Origin of the sequence: Pseudoxanthomonas kaohsiungensis (assembly GCF_010211765.1) — a bacterium.
In the GTDB taxonomy this organism is placed as follows: domain Bacteria; phylum Pseudomonadota; class Gammaproteobacteria; order Xanthomonadales; family Xanthomonadaceae; genus Pseudoxanthomonas; species Pseudoxanthomonas kaohsiungensis.
Window position 1 is genome coordinate 53,444 of sequence record NZ_PDWO01000003.1, and the last position, 16,045, is coordinate 69,488.

A 16,045-nucleotide genomic window follows, 5' to 3' on the forward strand; every position below is an offset into this window, starting at 1 on the left:
TCCACCTTAGGAGTCACCAACAGGGTTGTCAACAGGATTCGAAGGAAAAAATCGCCTGTCGCGTCAATGAGTTGCAGCGATGTTCACAGACAAGTTCAAGGGTTTTCCACAAGTCGCTGTTTAGTCTCAAATTTTGAGATTTGGCACTTGTGAAGGCCTTGTGAGTTGCGCGAAAAACGCGTCGCGCCGGGCCGCCTTCCCGGGCAACCCGGCGCTGCGTATTCATCGAAAGGTGCGCCGTGTGGCGCGGCCGCGGCGCTCCGCCCGGGCGGGCGGAGCGCGAACAGAGGTGGCGGAGCCGGCCGGTAAGCCGGGTTCTGTCGTGGACAGTCATTCCTCTAGGCGCAACGTCACCGTTACGCTCGAGCAGCCTACCCGGACCCGACGCGGGCGACGTCATGGGGTCCCTATTTGGCCTTGCTCCCGGTGGGGTTTGCCGTGCCGGCCTGTTGCCAGGCTCGCGGTGCGCTCTTACCGCACCATTTCACCCTTGCCACGCATTCCGGAGAACCGTTCGGCGGTATCTTTCTGTTGCACTTTCCGTCGGCTCGCGCCGCCCAGGCGTTACCTGGCACCGTGCCCTGTGGAGCCCGGACTTTCCTCGGCACTCCCGAAGAAGTGACGCGACTGTCTGGCCGACTCCGCCTTGGGCATTCTACGGCTTCGGCGATGAATACCCCAGAATCCGACTGCGGGGATGCAGGACCGGGAGTCGCCCCGACCCATCGTCAGCGTCGCTCAGGGAAAGCGGAGCATCGGGCCTTCGGGGGGCCGCCATGCCCTGGGGGTGGGGCGCATCCCTCGGGACGACATCCTGTCTTTACTCGGGTCGTGGCACATCCATGTGCCACTTGCGCCCCACCCCCAGGGCATGGCGTCCTCGGGAGGCGTCAAGGGCGCAGCTTCTCTCCACTCCGGGAACCAGGGTCGCGCCGCGGCATGAAGCGACACGATCGGAGCCGCGACCTGGAAGCTCCCGAAGACGTGGCGGGCCGAGGGGGATTGCGGGAGTGGCCATGGATGGCCACGCCGGCGAGTCGGCACAGGGATGTGCCGTCGCGGCGGCCGCAATTCCCCTCGCTCGCCACGACTCCCTCCGGGGCGAACCACGCATCGCCGTCGCGCTTGTGATTGCGGTTCTGGTTGCAGTGCGGTTGGCCGTGAAGCGCGACCGCCAGCGTCTCAGTCGTCCGCGCCGGCACCCGCACCATAGAGCGCCTTGCGCGGCGCGCCGGTGATCTCGGCCGCGAGCTTGGCAGCGGTCGACGGCGGCAGCTGCCTGGCCAGGATCGCGTGGACGCGGCGGCCTTCGACCAGCTTCGCGTCGGCGTCCTCGCCCACGCCCTGCACGACCAGGACGAACTCGCCCTTGCGCTGGTCGGCATCGGCCGCCACCCGCGCATGCAGGTCCGCCAGGGTGCCGTCGAGCACCGTCTCGAACAGCTTGGTGAGCTCCCGCGCCAGCACCGCCGGCCGGTCATCGCCGAACGCGGCACGCAGGTCCGCCAGCGACTCCTCGATCCGGTGCGAAGACTCGTAGAACACCAGCGTGCGCGGTTCGCCGGCCAGCGCCGCCAGCCGTTCGCGCCGGGCCGACGCCTTCGCCGGCAGGAAGCCCTCGAAGGTGAAGCGGTCGCTCGGCAGGCCGGCCACGCTCAGCGCCGCGACCAGCGCCGACGGCCCCGGCACCGGGCTGACCTTCACCCCGGCCGCGCGCGCGGCGCGAACCAGGCGATAACCCGGGTCGCTGACCAGCGGGGTCCCGGCATCGCTGACCAGGGCCAGCGCCTCCCCGCCCAGCAGGCGCGCGACCAGGCGCTCGGCCAGCTGCTGCTCGTTGTGTTCGTGCAGGGCTAGCAACGGCGTGCCGATGCCGAAGTGCGCCAGCAACTGGCCGCTGCGCCGGGTGTCCTCGGCACAGACCGCGGCGACCTCCCGCAGGACCTGCTGGGCGCGCGGCGACAGGTCGCCGAGGTTGCCGATGGGCGTGGCGACGACATGCAGGGTGGCGGCGGGCATCACAGGTCCAGGCAGCACGTGGAAGGTAGAATCCTAAGCCCTAATCCCCACAGGCCCGGCCCGACGGATGGACATGCCGAACCCCGCATCGCCCGCCCCGCCCCTCCACCGCCTGCGCTGGCTCGCGCCGGCATTGGCCGTGCTGCTCGCCGCCGGCTGCGCCAGCGTGTCCACCACGCCCGCCACCGCTCCCGAACACGCCGCCGCGCTGGCCCAGCTCGAGCAGGGCCAGGCCCGCGACGCGGCGCAGCGGCTGGAAGCGCTCGCGGCCGCGGCCCGGGGCAACGCGCGCAACGCGCTGCTGGCCGACGCCGCATTTGCCTGGCACGAGGCCGGCGACGACGCGAAGGCGCGCAGCCTGGCCGCCCAGGTCGACGTGCGCCGCACCGGTGGCGCCAGCCTCGCCCGCTTCGCCCTGCTGCAGGCCGAACTGGCGGTGGCCGCCAGGCAGCCTGCCGCGGCGACCGCGGCGCTCGCGGGCAGCGACCCGGCCGTCCTGCCGGCAGCGCTGCAGGCACGCTGGCACCTCGCGCAGGGCCAGGGCCTGGAGGCCGGTGGCGATATCGCCGCTGCCGCCGGCGCCCGTGCGCGTGCCGATGCCGGACTGCAGGGCGAGGCGCGCGACGGCAACCGGCGCGAGATCGAGCGCCTGCTGTCCTCGCTGGACGATGCCACCCTGGCTGCGCGCGCCGCCGCCCTGCCCGCCGGCGACCCGTTGTACAACTTCGCAGGCCGCGCGCTGGTGCGCCGCGGCCTGCCGCTGCCGCGCCCGTTCGACACCGGCGAGAGCTGGGATTTCTCGCAGCGCGCGCCGGCAGCGGCCGACGGATACCGCCCGCCGCGCAAGCTGGCGGTCCTGCTGCCGTTGTCCGGGCCGATGGCGACCGCGTCCGGTCCGGTCCGCGACGGCCTGCTCGCCGGCTACCACGCCGAGGGCCGGGCGCGTCCGCCGGTCACCTTCTATGACACCACGGGCACGCCGGCCGGCGCGGTGGCGGCCTACGCCAGGGCCGTGGCCGAAGGCAACGATTACGTGGTCGGTCCACTGGGCCGCGACGAAGTCGGCGCGGTGTTCGCCCAGGCCGATGCCCGCGTGCCCAGCCTGGCGTTGAACCGCGGCAACGTCGCGCCCCCGCCAGGCCACCTGGCCTTCTCGCTGGCCCCGGAGGACGACGGCATCGCCGCCGCCGACTACCTGCTGGCGCGCGAGCACCGCAAGGTGGTGGTGATCGGCGGCAGCGACGACAACGGCCGCCGCGCGGTGGATGCCTTCCGCGCGCGCCTGGGCGAGCGCGGCGGCAGCGTCGTAGGCGTGGTGAGCGTCGGCGAGCCCGATGCCAGCGGAAATGTCGGCGACGTGTCGGCGCAGCTGGTCCAGGCCGCCGTCGCGGGCGCCGACTCTGTGTTCCTCGCCGTGCGCGGCGCACAGGCGCGCGCGCTGGCGCCGCAACTGGCGACGGCCGGCTTCTCGTCGCGGACCCGGGTGGCCGCCTCGCAGCTGCTGTCGGGCACCGGAAAGGCCAGCGAGGACGTGGTGCTGGACGGCATCGTGTTCCCGGGCGAAGCCTGGCCGGCGCGTGGCGTGGCCGGGCTTCCGCCTTACAGTCAGGTTTCCGAGATGCTGCCGACCGCACGCGGCGCCGCGGCGCGCCTGTTCGCGTTCGGCTACGACGCCTGGATGATCAGCGCCTATCTCGAGCGGCTGGTGACGCGCAGCGACGGCGAACTGGCCGGCGCCACCGGGACGCTGCGCCTGGACGGCTTCGGCAACGTGGCGCGGCAACCGCAGTGGTCGATCTTCAGCGGCGGCGTGCCGGTGCCGCTGGCCGGCAGTGGCCGCTGAGTCAGACACCGACCGCCGCGCCCGCGGCGCCCAGGCCGAAGCGGCCGCGCGCGCCGAGCTCGAAGGCGCCGGCCTGCGCACGCTGGCGGCCAATGTCGGTTATCGCGGCGGCGAGCTGGACCTGGTGATGCTCGAACCCGGGCGCAGCGGCGACACCCTGGTGTTCGTCGAGGTGCGCCACCGCCGCGGCGGCTCGTTCGGCGGTGGATTCGCGTCGGTCGACGCGGCCAAGCGCCGCCGCCTGGTCCGGGCGGCGCAGTTGTACCTGGGCAGCCACCCGCGACTGGCGCAGCTGCCGTGCCGCTTCGATGTGGTCGAGTCGGAAGGCGATCCGGCCGCGCCGGCGATCCGCTGGCTGAAGGACGCATTCCGGCTCGACGACCTGTAGGTGTCCATCTTCATCGGCGACCCGGCATCGGGCCTGCGAGGCCGTCGCCCGGGCCGACGGCGCCGGGTCGCCGATGAATCGGCTCCGACAACGATGCGCCGCCGTGGCCCGGCCATGCCGGCGCCACCTACAATCGCGCCATGGCTTCCACGCTGCCCGCCCCGCTCGATGCCGCACTGGCCGCCCTGCTCGGCCCCGACAGCTGGCTGACCGGCGAGCAGATGCGCCGCGCGCACGCCGAGGATGATTCGCGCCTGTCGGCGATGCCTGACGCGGTCGCGTTGCCGCGCGATCGCGAGCAGGTCGCGGCGATCGTGCGGGCCTGCCGGGCGCATCGCGTGCCGGTGGTCGCACGCGGTGCGGGCACCGCCACGACCGGCGCGGCGGTGCCGTTCGCCGGCGGCGTGGTGGTGTCCTTCGCGCGCATGGACCGGATCGTCGAGATCCGCCCCGGCGACCGCTGCGCGGTGGTCGAACCGGGCGTGCTCAACGGCGACCTGCAGCAGGCGCTGCAACCGCACGGCCTGTTCTGGCCCCCGGACCCCTCCAGCGCCGACCGCTGCACGATCGGCGGCAACCTCGCCTGCAACGCCGGCGGCCCGCGGGCGGTGAAGTACGGCGCCACCCGCGACAACGTGCTCGGCCTGGTCGCGGTCACCGGCGAAGGCGAGATCATCCGCTGCGGTGGTCCGTGGACCAAGGATGCCACCGGCTACGACCTCACCCACCTGCTGGTCGGCAGCGAAGGCACGCTGGCGCTGGTGGTGGAAGCCACGCTGAAACTGGCCCCGCGGCCGAAGGCGCAGGCCGGGCTGCGCGCCTTCTACCGCGATGCAGCGGCCGCAGCGGCGGCGGTCGCGCGGCTGATGGCGCAGCCGCAGGTGCCGGCGATGCTCGAGTTCATGGATGCCAGCGCTATCGCTCTGCTGCGGCGCAACGGCAGCGACGTGCCCGACGCCGGCGCGATGCTGCTGGTGGAAGCCGATGGCGACGACGACACCCTGTTGCCGGCGCTGCAGGCCCTGGCCGACGCGGCCGAAGGCGACGGACTGGTCGCGCTGGACGTGGCCGTCGACGGCAGCGCACGCGATCGGCTCTGGGCGGCGCGGCGCGCGCTTTCGCCGGCGCTGCGCACGATCGCGCCGGGCAAGATCAACGAGGACGTGGTGGTGCCGGTGTCCCGCATCCCGGACCTGGTAGCGGGGGTCGAGGCGCTGTCGGCGGAGGCGTCGTTGCCGATCGTGGTGTTCGGCCATGCCGGCAATGGCAACCTGCACGTCAACATCATGTACCGCCCCGACGACGCGTCCGAAACCGCGCGCGCGCAGGCCGCGCTGCCCCGGGTGTTCGCACTGGTGCTGTCGCTGGGCGGCACCCTGTCCGGGGAGCATGGCATCGGCGTGGCCAAGCGCGACTGGATGGAACGCGCCTTCGACGCGCCGACCCTGGCGGCGATGCGGGCGATCAAGGCCGCCCTGGATCCGGACGGGATCCTCAACCCCGGCAAGGTGCTGCCGCCGTTGTAGGAGCCCATGCCCATGGGCGACAGGGCGACTCGGTTAGCGAGACGAGGCGGGCACCGACGGGGCATCGGGTCGCCGATAAGGATCGGCTCCTACAATGAGGGCGCAGACGGACGGAGAATGGCGCTGGACACCTCGGCATTCGACGCGATCACGCTGGACCAGCTGCGCGCCGGCGGCGGGCTGAAGTGGCGCGCCTTCCCGGACTGCATCGGCGCCTTCGTCGCCGAGATGGACTTCGGCATCGCGCCGCCGATCCGCGATGCGCTGCACGAGGCGGTGGAGCGCGGCCAGGTCGGCTACCTTTCCGCCCCGCCCTTGCGCGCCATGGCCGAAGCCTGCGCACGCTGGCAGCAGCGGCACCATGGATGGGACGTGCCGGCCGACATGATCCGCGCGGTTCCCGACGTGCTCGGGGCGCTGGAAGTCGCCTGCCGCCATTACCTGCCGGCCGGCGCGACGGTCGCGGTGCCGGTCCCGTGCTACATGCCCTTCCTGCCCCTGCTGGCACTGCTCGGCCATCCGGTGGTGCAGGTGCCGATGCTGCGCGGTGAAGGCGACTGGAGCCTCGACGAAGCCGCGCTCGACGCCGCCTTCGCCGCCGGCGCGCGCATGCTGCTGCTGTGCAATCCGCACAACCCGATCGGCAAGGTCTACGCGCGCGCGGAACTGCAACGCATCGACACGATCGCCGCGCGCCACGACGCGCGGGTGTTCGCCGACGAGATCCACGCGCCGCTGGTCTACCCGGGACATCGGCACGTGCCCTATGCCACCGTCTCGGCCGATGCCGCGCGGCAGGCGATCACCGCCGTCTCCGCCTTCCAAGGCCTGGAACCTGGCCGGCCTGAAATGCGCGCAATTGGTATTCACCCGGCCGGACGACCTGCAGCGCTGGCGCGAGGTGGGCCATTTCGCCGGCAACAGCACCTCGACCCTCGGGGTCGTGGCCCATACCGCCGCCTGGCGCGACGGCGATGCGTGGCTGGAACCGGTGCTGGGTTACCTGCAGGGCAACCGCGACCTGCTCGGCAGGCTGCTGCGCCAGCACCTGCCGCAGGTCGGATACATCGAAGCGCAGGGCACGTACCTGGCCTGGCTGGACTGTCGCGCACTTCGGCTCGATGGCGCGCCGCACCTGTTCTTCCGCCGGCACGCCCGGGTCGCGCTGACCGACGGCGCCGAATGCGGCGATGGCGGCGAAGGCCATGTACGCCTGAACTTCGCGATGCCGCGGCCGCTGCTGGTCGAGGCCGTCGAACGCATGGCGGCCGCCGTCGCCGCATTGTAGGAGCCGATTGATCGGCGACCCGACGCCGCCGGCACAGGCGACGCCCGGCTTCTCCAGACTCCCGGCCCGCCCCTCGATGGGCTCCAGCAGGCAAGCCGCCACGACGGTGGCGGGAGCCGATCCCATTGGCGACATGGGCATCGGGATACGTGCGAGTCGCGCGTGCCGACCGCGTCGGGTCGCCGATGAAATCGGCTCCTACAAGCGGGAGGCGCCGCGAAGGAGCAGGTCAGCCGAAATGCACGTATCCGGACTGCGGCGAGCGCCATTGCGTGCCGTCGGCCGCCAGCGCACGCACGCCTTCGCCGGCCACGATGCGACCGATCCGGGTGGCCTCGACGCCGGCCTGTTCCAGCGCCAGGCTGACCGGTTCGCGCAGGTTGGCCGGTGCGGTGAAGCACAGCTCGTAATCGTCGCCGCCGGTGGCCTGGAACGATGTCCGCCGCGCGCCGAAGGCGCGCTGCAGCGCCACCGACGCCGGCAGCCGCTCGAGCCACACTTCGGCGCCGACGCCGCTGCGCTCGCACACGTGACCCAGGTCGGCCAGCAATCCGTCGGACACGTCGACGCAGGCATGCGCCAGGCCCATCAGCGCACGGCCCGCGGCAACCCGAGGCAGAGGCCGCCGCAGGCGGTCGCCCAGCCAGGCGGCGATGGCTGGATCGACCGCCGGCAGCGGCTCGCCGGAGGCCGGCGGCACATGTCCGTCGAGCGCCAGCGAAGCCGCCGCGTCGCCCAACGTGCCGCTGACCCAGACGTCATCGCCCGGACGGGCGCGGTCGCGCCGCAGCGCCGCGCCGCATTCCACCCAACCCATCGCGGTGACCGCGATCGACAGCGGCCCCCGGGTCGTATCGCCACCCACCAGCGCGATGCCGTGCATCGCGGCCAGTTCCTGGAATCCGTCGACGAAGGCCGATACCCAGCCGGCGTCCTCCCGTGGAAGCGACAGCGACAACGTGCACCAGGCCGGCCGCGCGCCCATCGACGCCAGGTCGGACAGGTTCACCGCCAGCGCCTTCCAGCCGATGTCGGCCGGTGCCGTGCCGGCCGGGAAGTGCACGCCCTCGTTCAAGGTGTCGGCGGTGACCACCAGCTCGTGGCCGGCGGGCATGCGCAACAGCGCGGCATCGTCGCCGATGCCCAGGACGACGCCTTCGCCGCTTCCGGGCATGGAGCCCGCGCTGGCGGCGGCGCGCGAGCGGATGAGTGCGATGAGGTCGAATTCGGCCATGGCGCCATCTTGCCCGCATTCACCGGACGGGGGTGGCGGGCGTTCCCTGCCACCGTCGGCGGCGGGCGGAACGCGCGCCCCGGAGCGACGACCGCGGCCGCCGCGGGCAATCTCAGCCGCGGCTGTTGCGCCCGGCCTGCACCTCGACCGCGCGCCAGTCGGCGCTGGCCCGGTCCAGCACGCCGTTGACGTAGGTATGGCCGTGTTCGGAACCGAAGCGCTTGGCGATCTCGATGGCCTCGTTGAGGACCACGCGATAGGGCACGTCGGGACGGTGCAGCAGCTCGTAGGCCGCCAGCCGCAGCACCGCGCGCTCGATCGCGTCGACCTCCTCGACCGTGCGGTCCAGATGCGGCGCCAGCGCCGCGTCCAGGCCCGCGCGTTCGGCCAGCACGCCGCGGACCAGGTCCTCGAAGTACTCCAGGTCGGCCACTTCATGCGCCTGCTCGTGGGCGAACTGGGCGATCACCTGCTGGGTCGTGCCGCCGGAGATCTGCCAGGCATAGATGGCCTGCAACGCGCGGCGGCGTGCGCGCCCGCGCAGCACCGGATCGACACCCGTGCGCGGGCGGTAGGGACGGTTCATCGCAGGTGCTCCAGCAGGTTGACCATTTCCAGCGCGGCCAGCGCCGCTTCCTCGCCCTTGTTGCCGTGGCTGCCGCCGGCGCGCGCCTCGGCATCCTCGAACTTCTCCACCGCCAGCACGCCATTGAGCACCGGCACGCCGGTGTCCAGCGCCACCCGCATCAGGCCCTGCGCGCAGAGGTCGGCGACGTGTTCGTAATGGCGGGTGTCGCCGCGGACCACGCACCCGAGCACGATCAGCGCCCGATGGGCACCAGCGGTGGCCAGGCGCTGGGCGGCCAGCGGCAGTTCCCAGGCCCCCGGCAGCCGGACCACGTCCACCGCCTCGTCGGGCACGCCGTTCCCGGCCAGGCAGCGGCGGGCGCCGGCGACCAGGGCGTCGGTGATGCGTGCGTTCCAGCGGCTGGCCAGGATCGCGAAGCGGGCGTCGGCCGGCAGACGCAGGTCGCCTTCGTACAGGGTCATGGGGACGTGGATTCCTCGGGGGTCGGACAGTTTAACGGAGCCGGGCGCAGCCGTAGCGCGGCGCCCTGCCCCGCGGCCAGGTCCGGCGAGCCCGGCGTAGAGCCGGGCTCTGCCCGGCTGCGCACGTCCGACGGAGCGACGTCGTAGAGCCGGGCTCCGCCCGGCTGCCCACGTCCGACGGAGCGACGTCCCGGCAAGCAGCGGGGCAGAGCCCCGCTCTACAGGGTGACGTACTCGACGACCTCCAGGCCGTAGCCGGCCAGCCCGACCTGCCTGCGCGGGGTGCCCAGCACCCGCAGCCGGCCCAGGCCCAGGTCGGCCAGGATCTGGGCGCCGGCGCCGTTGCGACGCCACTGGCCGACGTCCTTGGTGTTGGTCTTCAGCTCCGGCTGCTTGCGCAGCCGGGCCAGCAGCGCTTCGGCGTTGCGCGGCTCGGACAGCACGACCATGACCCCCTGCCCTTCGGCGGCGATCGCCCGCAGCGCATCGGTGGCGTGCACGCCGAAATCGTCGCGGCGCCAGTGCAACAGGTCGCTGAGCGGGTTTTCCACCTGCACCCGCACCAGGGTCGGCACGTCCCGCCCGGGGGTGCCGCGGACCAGGGCGAAGTGCAGCTCGTGGGCGATGCGGTCGCGGTAGGTCAGCAGCCGGAACGGACCGAACTCGGTATCGATCTCGCGCTCGTCGATGCGCTCCACGGTGTGCTCGGTGGCCAGCCGCCAGGCGATCAGGTCGGCGATCGAACCCATCTTCAGGCCGTGCTCGCGCGCGAACACTTCCAGCTCCGGGCGCCGGGCCATGCTGCCGTCGGCGTTCATCACCTCCACCAGCACCCCGGCCGGCTCCAGCCCCGCCAGCATCGGCAGGTCGCTGGCCGCCTCGGTGTGGCCGGCGCGGGTCAGCACCCCGCCGGGCTGGGCGGCCAGGGGGAAGATGTGGCCGGGCTGGCTCAGGTCGGACGGCCTGGCATCCGGACGGACCGCGGTGCGGATAGTGTGCGCCCGGTCGTAGGCGGAGATGCCGGTGGTCACGCCCTCGGCCGCCTCGATGCTGACGGTGAAGTTGGTCTGGAACTGCGCGGTATTGGTCTGCACCATCGGCGCCAGGCCCAGCTGCGCGCAGCGCTCGCGGGTCAGCGACAGGCAGACCAGGCCGCGGGCGTGGGTGACCATGAAGTTGATGTCGGCCGGGCGCACCAGCTCGGCGGCCATGATCAGGTCGCCTTCGTTCTCGCGGTCCTCGTCGTCGACGATCACTACCATGCGGCCGGCGCGGATCTCTTCCAGCAGCTCGGGAACGGGTGCGAAGTTCATGCCTGCGCTCCCTCGCCGCCGACGGCATCGACGGCCGCGCGCGCGCCGAGCAGGCGCTCGACGTAGCGCGCAACCAGGTCGATCTCCAGGTTCACCGCATCGCCCACCGCCGTTTCGGCGAAGCGCGTGTGCGCCACGGTGTGCGGGATCAGCGCGACCTCGAACCCCTCGCCATCGACCGCGTTGACGGTCAGGCTGACCCCGTCCACGCAGATCGAGCCCTTCTTCGCGACGTACTTCAGCAGCGGCGCCGGCGCGGCGAAGCGCCAGCGCTGCGCACGCGCATCGTCATGCACCGCCAGCACCCGGCCGATGCCGTCGACATGGCCGCTGACCAGGTGGCCGCCGAGCCGGTCGCTCGGTCGCATAGCCCGTTCCAGGTTCAGCGCGGCGCCTTCGGCCAGCGTGCCGAGCGTGGTCAGCACCAGGGTCTCGGTGGACGCGTCGGCCTGGAACGAGCCGGCGTCGAACGCGACCACGGTCAGGCAGACGCCGTTCACCGCGATGCTTTCGCCCAGGCGCACGTCTTCCCCACGCTCGCCCAACCAAGGCAGCGATCCGGTGGCGAAGGTGAAGCGGACGTCGCCACCGCGCGGCTCGCGCGCGGCCAGGCGGCCGACGCCCTCGATGATTCCGGTGAACATCAGCAGGCCTCCGTGGCGACGACGGGCCTGGCGCGGTGCGGCCGGTCGGCCACGCGGACGGAGAAGGCAGAGGGGGCGAGGTACATGTACGTCTTCCGCTGGAGGGGGAAGACGTCCCAGGGACGCGCACGCGCCGCCCCGCACGGGCCGGGCGACGGTGTCTTCTTTCATCCGGACTCTAGGACGTGGCCAGGGGCCACGCCGCAACCGTCGGCTCCGGCATCGGACCGGATCTGCTGACCTCCCGGCGATGGCCGGGAGCGCTCGCGGGCTCGCGCCGCATCCCTCGCGGGACCGCGCCTACCGCCGGTGGGGAATTCCACCCCGCCCTGAAGACGTCTGGTTTTTTCTGGCATGCCGGCGAACCGGCGGCGGCATTCTACACCGCGGGCCAGGTACGCCCGAATTGTGAAATTACGGTTAAAATGTGCGCGCGGTCATGGGGATCGCCTGCCTCCCGGCAATCGGGCGGCTACAGGGACTTCACTTCGGAGATTCAAGCACCATGCGCAACCTGCTTCTGGCCGCCCTGCTGGGCGCGCTGCCGTTCACCGCGTCCGCCGCCGACGGCATCAGCTACGACTACATCGAAGCCGGCTGGACCCAATTCGAGATCAACGACGACTGGCTGGGCGACCCGGACGGCGACGGCGGCTACCTCCGCGGCTCGTTCTCGATCGCCCGCAACGTGCACCTGTTCGGCGCGTACGCGACGGTGTCCACCACCTACGACTACGACGACGCGCGGATCAAGTACGAGCTGGCGCAGCCGGAGTTCGGCATCGGTTACCACCAGGAAATGACCGGCAACCTCGACTTCACCGCCGACCTGGCCTGGGTGCGCGTGAACGGCGAGGTGAAGGTGTCCGGTACCGGCGACCCGGACCTCGATGGCACCTACAAGGACCACACCAACGCCGGCCGCGTGACCACCGGCGTGCGCGGCAAGCCTTCGCCGCGCACCGAGCTGTGGCTGAAGGGCGGCTACCTGGACGGCAGCGACCTGGATGGCTCGTTCGTCGGCACCCTCGGCGGCCAGCTGGCCTTCACCCCCGCCTGGGGCCTGGTCGGCGAAGTGGAAGTCATCGAAGACACCACCCGCTTCAACGTGGGCATCCGCGCCAGCTTCTGAGCCGGGCGCTTGCGGTATTGCGGCGACGGGCCCTGCGGGGCCCGTCGCTTTTTCAGGCCACCGGGCGCAGCAGCAGGCGGCGGTCGTCGCCGAGGCGGGCCTCGTCGACCAGGCTCAAACGCAGGCGCTCGGCCATCGCCTCGATGCCCAGCCCGGCGAACAGCGGCCGGGCGCCGTCGCCGAGCAGCAGCGGCGCCTGGTAGAGCAGCAGTTCGTCGACCAGGCCGGCCCGCAGCAAGGCCCCGCACAGCACCGGCCCGGCCTCGACCTGGACCTCGTTGATGCCGCGCCCGGCGAGCAGCTGCAGCGCCGCCGCCAGGTCGGGCCGGCCATCGCGCAGCGGCAGCGCCGCGAACTCGGCCGCGGTGCCGGGCGGCGGGAGCGCGCCCGGTCCATGCAGGTAGAGGGTGGGCGCGGCGGTATCGCGCACCCGTCCCCGGGCCAGGCTGCGCAGGCCGGTGTCGAGCACCACCCGCAGCGGCGGCACGAAATCGGCCGCCGGATCCAGGCGCACCGTCAGCGCGGGATCGTCGGCCAGCACGGTGTCGGCGCCGGTGAGGATGGCCGCGCTGCGCGCGCGCCAGCGCTGCACGTCGGCGCGCGCGGCCTCGCCGGTGATCCACTTCGATTCGCCGCTGGACATCGCCGTGCGTCCATCCAGGCTGGCGGCCAGCTTGATCCGCAGCCATGGCCGGCCACGCTCGATGCGCGAGAGGAAGCCGCGGTTGAGCTCGCGCGCCTGCGTCTCCATCAGGCCGGCGGCCACTTCGATTCCGGCGGACTGCAGGCGGGCGAAGCCGGCGCCGTCCACGCGCGGGAACGGGTCGCGCATCGCCGCCACGACCCGCGACACGCCCGCGGCGACCAGCGCTTCGGCGCAGGGCGGCGTGCGGCCGTGGTGGGCGCAAGGCTCCAGGGTCACGTATGCGGTCGCGCCGCGCGCACGGTCGCCGGCCGCGCGCAGCGCGAACACCTCCGCGTGCGGCTGCCCGGTACGCGGATGCCAGCCCTCGCCGACGACCTCGCCGTCGCGCACGATCACGCAGCCGACCATCGGGTTGGGGCGGGCGGTGTACAGGCCGCGCGCGGCCAGCGCCAGCGCATGCGCCATCGCCTGCTGGTCGGCAGGATCGAACCGGTTCACCGCTCCGGCCCTGCGCAGTCCACCGCCATCACCTGCACCTGCAGCGGACCGAGCACCACCGTGGCGTGGTCGCGCCAGCCCAGCCTGCGGTACCAGTCCGCCACGGTCCCGGTGCAGTACAGGTACAACCGGGCCACGCCGAGCGCGGCCGCCTCGGCGACGCAGCGGGCGACCAGCGCCGCGCCGACGCCCTGGCCGCGCGCCTGTGGCCGCACGTACAGGCTGGCCAGCCACGGCGAGTACTGGCGGATGTGTTCGTGGTCTTCCTGCAGCAGGCTGACCGAGCCGAGCCAGTCGCCGCTGGCATCCAGCGCCAGCAGCGTCGACGGGATCGCGCAGGCGCGGGTGTGGCTGCGCAGCTCGCCGGCCGCCTGGGCGAGCGTCCAGTCCGGCAGCAGCGCGCCGAACGCCTCGACGTGGGCGGCGGCCAGGGCGTCCACGTGCCAGGGATGGTCGCGCAGCCAGGCGATGCGCATGGCTGCGCTCAGCGCTTCTTCTGCCGGTCGGCGTGCTTGTCGATGGACACGACCTCGCCGCCCTGCAGCAGCGGCAGCTGGCCGCTGCCCGGCGGCAGGTCGCGCTCGAGCTTCTCGATCTCCTCGCGGAAATCGGCCACGTCCTCGAAGCTGCGGTAGACCGAGGCGAAGCGGACGTAGCCGACGTGGTCGAGCTTGCGCAACTCGTCCATGACGAACTCGCCGATCCGGCGCGAATTGAGCTCGCGCTCGCCGCTCATGCGCACCGCATGCACCACCGCGCGCACCGCCGCCTCGATCTGCTCCTCGGCCACCGGCCGCTTCTGCAACGCGCGGTCGAAGCCCACGCGCAGCTTGCGCGCGTCGAAGGCCTCGCGCCGGCCGTCGTTCTTGATGATCGCCGGCAGCTTGAGCTCGACCGTCTCCAGGGTGCTGAAGCGCTCGCCGCATGCCTCGCACTCGCGGCGCCGCCGGATGGTGGCGCCGTCCTCGGACACGCGCGAGTCGATCACGCGGGTGTCGGTGTGCTGGCAGTACGGGCAGTGCATGGGCTAGGCGGTCAGCCGTAGACCGGGTACTTGGCGCACTGGGCGGTGACCTTCGCGCGCACCGCCGCGATGACCGACTCGTCGGCCGGCGCGTCGAGCACGTCGGCGATCCAGTGGGCCAGGTCCACGCAGTCCTGCTCGGTGTAGCCGCGGGTGGTGACCGCCGGCGTGCCCAGGCGCAGGCCCGAGGTCACGAACGGCGAGCGCGGGTCGTTGGGCACCGAGTTCTTGTTGACGGTGATGTGGGCCTTGCCCAGCGCGGCCTCCGCGTCCTTGCCGGACACGTCCTTGCCGATCATGTCGACCAGCATCAGGTGGTTCTGGGTGCCGCCGGAGACGATCCGGTAGCCGCGCGCGACCAGCGTCTGCGCCATCGCCTGCGCGTTCTTCACCACCTGCTGCTGGTAGGCCTTGAACTCCGGCTCCAGCGCCTCCTTGAACGCCACCGCCTTGGCCGCGATGACGTGCATAAGCGGACCACCCTGGATACCGGGGAACACGATCGACTGCAGCTTCTTGACCAGGTCCTCGCTGGCGCCCTGGGCCAGGATGATGCCGCCGCGCGGGCCGCGCAGGGTCTTGTGCGTGGTCGAGGTGACCACGTGCGCGTGCGGCAGCGGATTCGGGTAGACGCCGGCGGCGACCAGGCCGGCCACGTGGGCCATGTCCACGAAGAAGAGCGCCCCGACCTTGTCGGCGATGGCGCGGAAACGCGCCCAGTCGATCTGCTGCGAGTAGGCCGAGAACCCGGCCACCACCATCTTCGGCTTGTGCTCCACGGCCAGGCGCTCGACTTCGTCGTAGTCGATCAGGCCCTGGTCGTTGACCCCGTACTGGACCGCGTTGAACAGCTTGCCCGACGCGTTCACCTTGGCGCCGTGGGTGAGGTGGCCGCCGTGGGCCAGCGACATGCCGAGGATGGTGTCGCCGGGCTGCAGCAGGGCGAAATAGACGGCCTGGTTGGCCTGCGAGCCCGAATGCGGCTGCACGTTGGCATAGTCCGCGCCGAACAGCTGCTTGACCCGGTCGATCGCCAGCTGCTCGGCGATGTCCACGTACTCGCAACCGCCGTAGTAGCGCTTGTGCGGGTAGCCCTCGGCGTACTTGTTGGTCAGCACGCTGCCCTGGGCCTCCAGCACGCGCGGGCTGGCGTAGTTCTCGCTGGCGATCAGCTCGACGTGGTCTTCCTGGCGGCGCGCCTCGCTGGCGATGGCCGCGGCCAGTTCAGGGTCGTAACCTTCGATACGGGCATCGCGCGGGAACATCGGGGCTCCAGGGTATGGGAATCGGGGGGTGGGGCCGCCAATTGTAGCCCTTCGGGCCGCGCCAGGCCCGCCGGACCAGGGCCCGCCCGGGCCTGGCGATTTGGCGCCCCGCCCCCATATCCGGGATAATCGCCTCCTTCCCGTCCTTCCCCGCGTGGCCCGTATACCGGCGGCC

Annotated in this window: 15 protein-coding genes, 1 other RNA gene, 1 pseudogene and 1 riboswitch; of the genes and pseudogenes, 6 read left to right on the forward strand and 11 right to left on the reverse strand. The window is 72.3% G+C overall.

Annotated elements, in window-relative coordinates; all coding sequences use genetic code 11:
- Window positions 1–290: 290 nt before the first annotated feature.
- An RNA gene (rnpB, locus tag CSC66_RS04545) (RNase P RNA component class A) lies at window positions 291–643 on the reverse strand.
- 539 nt (window positions 644–1,182) lie between these two features.
- Window positions 1,183–2,019, reverse strand: a complete 837-nt coding sequence (rsmI, locus tag CSC66_RS04550; RefSeq protein WP_162376210.1) for a 16S rRNA (cytidine(1402)-2'-O)-methyltransferase — start codon at window positions 2,017–2,019, stop codon at window positions 1,183–1,185.
- A 73-nt stretch (window positions 2,020–2,092) separates the two neighbouring features.
- On the opposite strand from rsmI, the gene CSC66_RS04555 reads away from it, so the two are divergent.
- From CSC66_RS04555 to CSC66_RS17575, 5 genes and pseudogenes are all read left to right on the forward strand, one after another.
- Complete coding sequence (locus CSC66_RS04555; protein ID WP_162376211.1) at window positions 2,093–3,862, forward strand: penicillin-binding protein activator; 1,770 nt, start codon at window positions 2,093–2,095, stop codon at window positions 3,860–3,862.
- A complete protein-coding gene (locus tag CSC66_RS04560; protein ID WP_162376212.1) occupies window positions 3,852–4,250 on the forward strand; it encodes a YraN family protein in 399 nt (132 codons plus the stop codon). The genes CSC66_RS04555 and CSC66_RS04560 overlap by 11 nt, the downstream gene beginning before the upstream one ends.
- A 140-nt stretch (window positions 4,251–4,390) precedes the next feature.
- The gene (locus CSC66_RS04565; protein WP_162376213.1) at window positions 4,391–5,776 is read left to right on the forward strand and encodes an FAD-binding oxidoreductase; all 1,386 of its coding nucleotides are present in this window, start codon (window positions 4,391–4,393) and stop codon (window positions 5,774–5,776) included.
- Between the two features lie 228 nt (window positions 5,777–6,004).
- Window positions 6,005–6,505: pseudogene (locus tag CSC66_RS17570) on the forward strand (aminotransferase class I/II-fold pyridoxal phosphate-dependent enzyme); the annotation flags it as partial.
- A gap of 130 nt (window positions 6,506–6,635) precedes the next feature.
- Complete coding sequence (locus CSC66_RS17575; protein WP_238394298.1) at window positions 6,636–7,064, forward strand: beta C-S lyase family protein; 429 nt, start codon at window positions 6,636–6,638, stop codon at window positions 7,062–7,064.
- Window positions 7,065–7,293: 229 nt separating this feature from the next.
- Here the strand turns inward: CSC66_RS17575 and thiL are convergent, their stop codons facing one another.
- The 5 genes from thiL to CSC66_RS04595 form a co-directional block, all read right to left on the reverse strand.
- Window positions 7,294–8,298: a thiamine-phosphate kinase gene (gene thiL / locus CSC66_RS04575; RefSeq protein ID WP_162376214.1), complete on the reverse strand. Its 1,005-nt coding sequence runs from the start codon at window positions 8,296–8,298 to the stop codon at window positions 7,294–7,296.
- A gap of 112 nt (window positions 8,299–8,410) precedes the next feature.
- Entirely contained in the window at window positions 8,411–8,884 is a 474-nt protein-coding gene (gene nusB, locus CSC66_RS04580) for a transcription antitermination factor NusB (RefSeq protein ID WP_162376215.1), read from the reverse strand.
- Complete coding sequence (ribH, locus tag CSC66_RS04585; RefSeq protein WP_162376216.1) at window positions 8,881–9,348, reverse strand: 6,7-dimethyl-8-ribityllumazine synthase; 468 nt, start codon at window positions 9,346–9,348, stop codon at window positions 8,881–8,883. The genes nusB and ribH overlap by 4 nt, the downstream gene beginning before the upstream one ends.
- Before the next feature lie 218 nt (window positions 9,349–9,566).
- On the reverse strand, window positions 9,567–10,661 hold the full coding sequence (gene ribB / locus CSC66_RS04590; protein WP_162376217.1) for a 3,4-dihydroxy-2-butanone-4-phosphate synthase: 1,095 nt from the start codon (window positions 10,659–10,661) through the stop codon (window positions 9,567–9,569).
- The gene (locus CSC66_RS04595; RefSeq protein WP_162376218.1) at window positions 10,658–11,305 is read right to left on the reverse strand and encodes a riboflavin synthase; all 648 of its coding nucleotides are present in this window, start codon (window positions 11,303–11,305) and stop codon (window positions 10,658–10,660) included. The genes ribB and CSC66_RS04595 overlap by 4 nt, the downstream gene beginning before the upstream one ends.
- A gap of 155 nt (window positions 11,306–11,460) precedes the next feature.
- Window positions 11,461–11,646, reverse strand: a riboswitch (FMN riboswitch).
- Window positions 11,647–11,810: 164 nt separating this feature from the next.
- Between CSC66_RS04595 and CSC66_RS04600 the strand changes: the two genes are divergently transcribed.
- Complete coding sequence (locus tag CSC66_RS04600) at window positions 11,811–12,437, forward strand: hypothetical protein (RefSeq protein WP_162376219.1); 627 nt, start codon at window positions 11,811–11,813, stop codon at window positions 12,435–12,437.
- 52 nt (window positions 12,438–12,489) lie between these two features.
- Here CSC66_RS04600 and ribD read toward each other — a convergent pair whose 3' ends face one another.
- From ribD to glyA, 4 genes are read right to left on the reverse strand one after another with little or no spacing between them, the layout of a single operon-like run.
- A complete protein-coding gene (gene ribD, locus CSC66_RS04605; RefSeq protein ID WP_162376415.1) occupies window positions 12,490–13,548 on the reverse strand; it encodes a bifunctional diaminohydroxyphosphoribosylaminopyrimidine deaminase/5-amino-6-(5-phosphoribosylamino)uracil reductase RibD in 1,059 nt (352 codons plus the stop codon).
- Between the two features lie 29 nt (window positions 13,549–13,577).
- A complete protein-coding gene (locus tag CSC66_RS04610; RefSeq protein WP_162376220.1) occupies window positions 13,578–14,057 on the reverse strand; it encodes a GNAT family N-acetyltransferase in 480 nt (159 codons plus the stop codon).
- An 8-nt stretch (window positions 14,058–14,065) separates the two neighbouring features.
- Window positions 14,066–14,605: a transcriptional regulator NrdR gene (nrdR, locus tag CSC66_RS04615; protein WP_162376221.1), complete on the reverse strand. Its 540-nt coding sequence runs from the start codon at window positions 14,603–14,605 to the stop codon at window positions 14,066–14,068.
- A gap of 11 nt (window positions 14,606–14,616) precedes the next feature.
- Window positions 14,617–15,870 (reverse strand): serine hydroxymethyltransferase, encoded by a 1,254-nt coding sequence (glyA, locus tag CSC66_RS04620; RefSeq protein WP_162376222.1) that lies wholly within the window; start codon window positions 15,868–15,870, stop codon window positions 14,617–14,619.
- Window positions 15,871–16,045 lie beyond the last annotated feature (175 nt).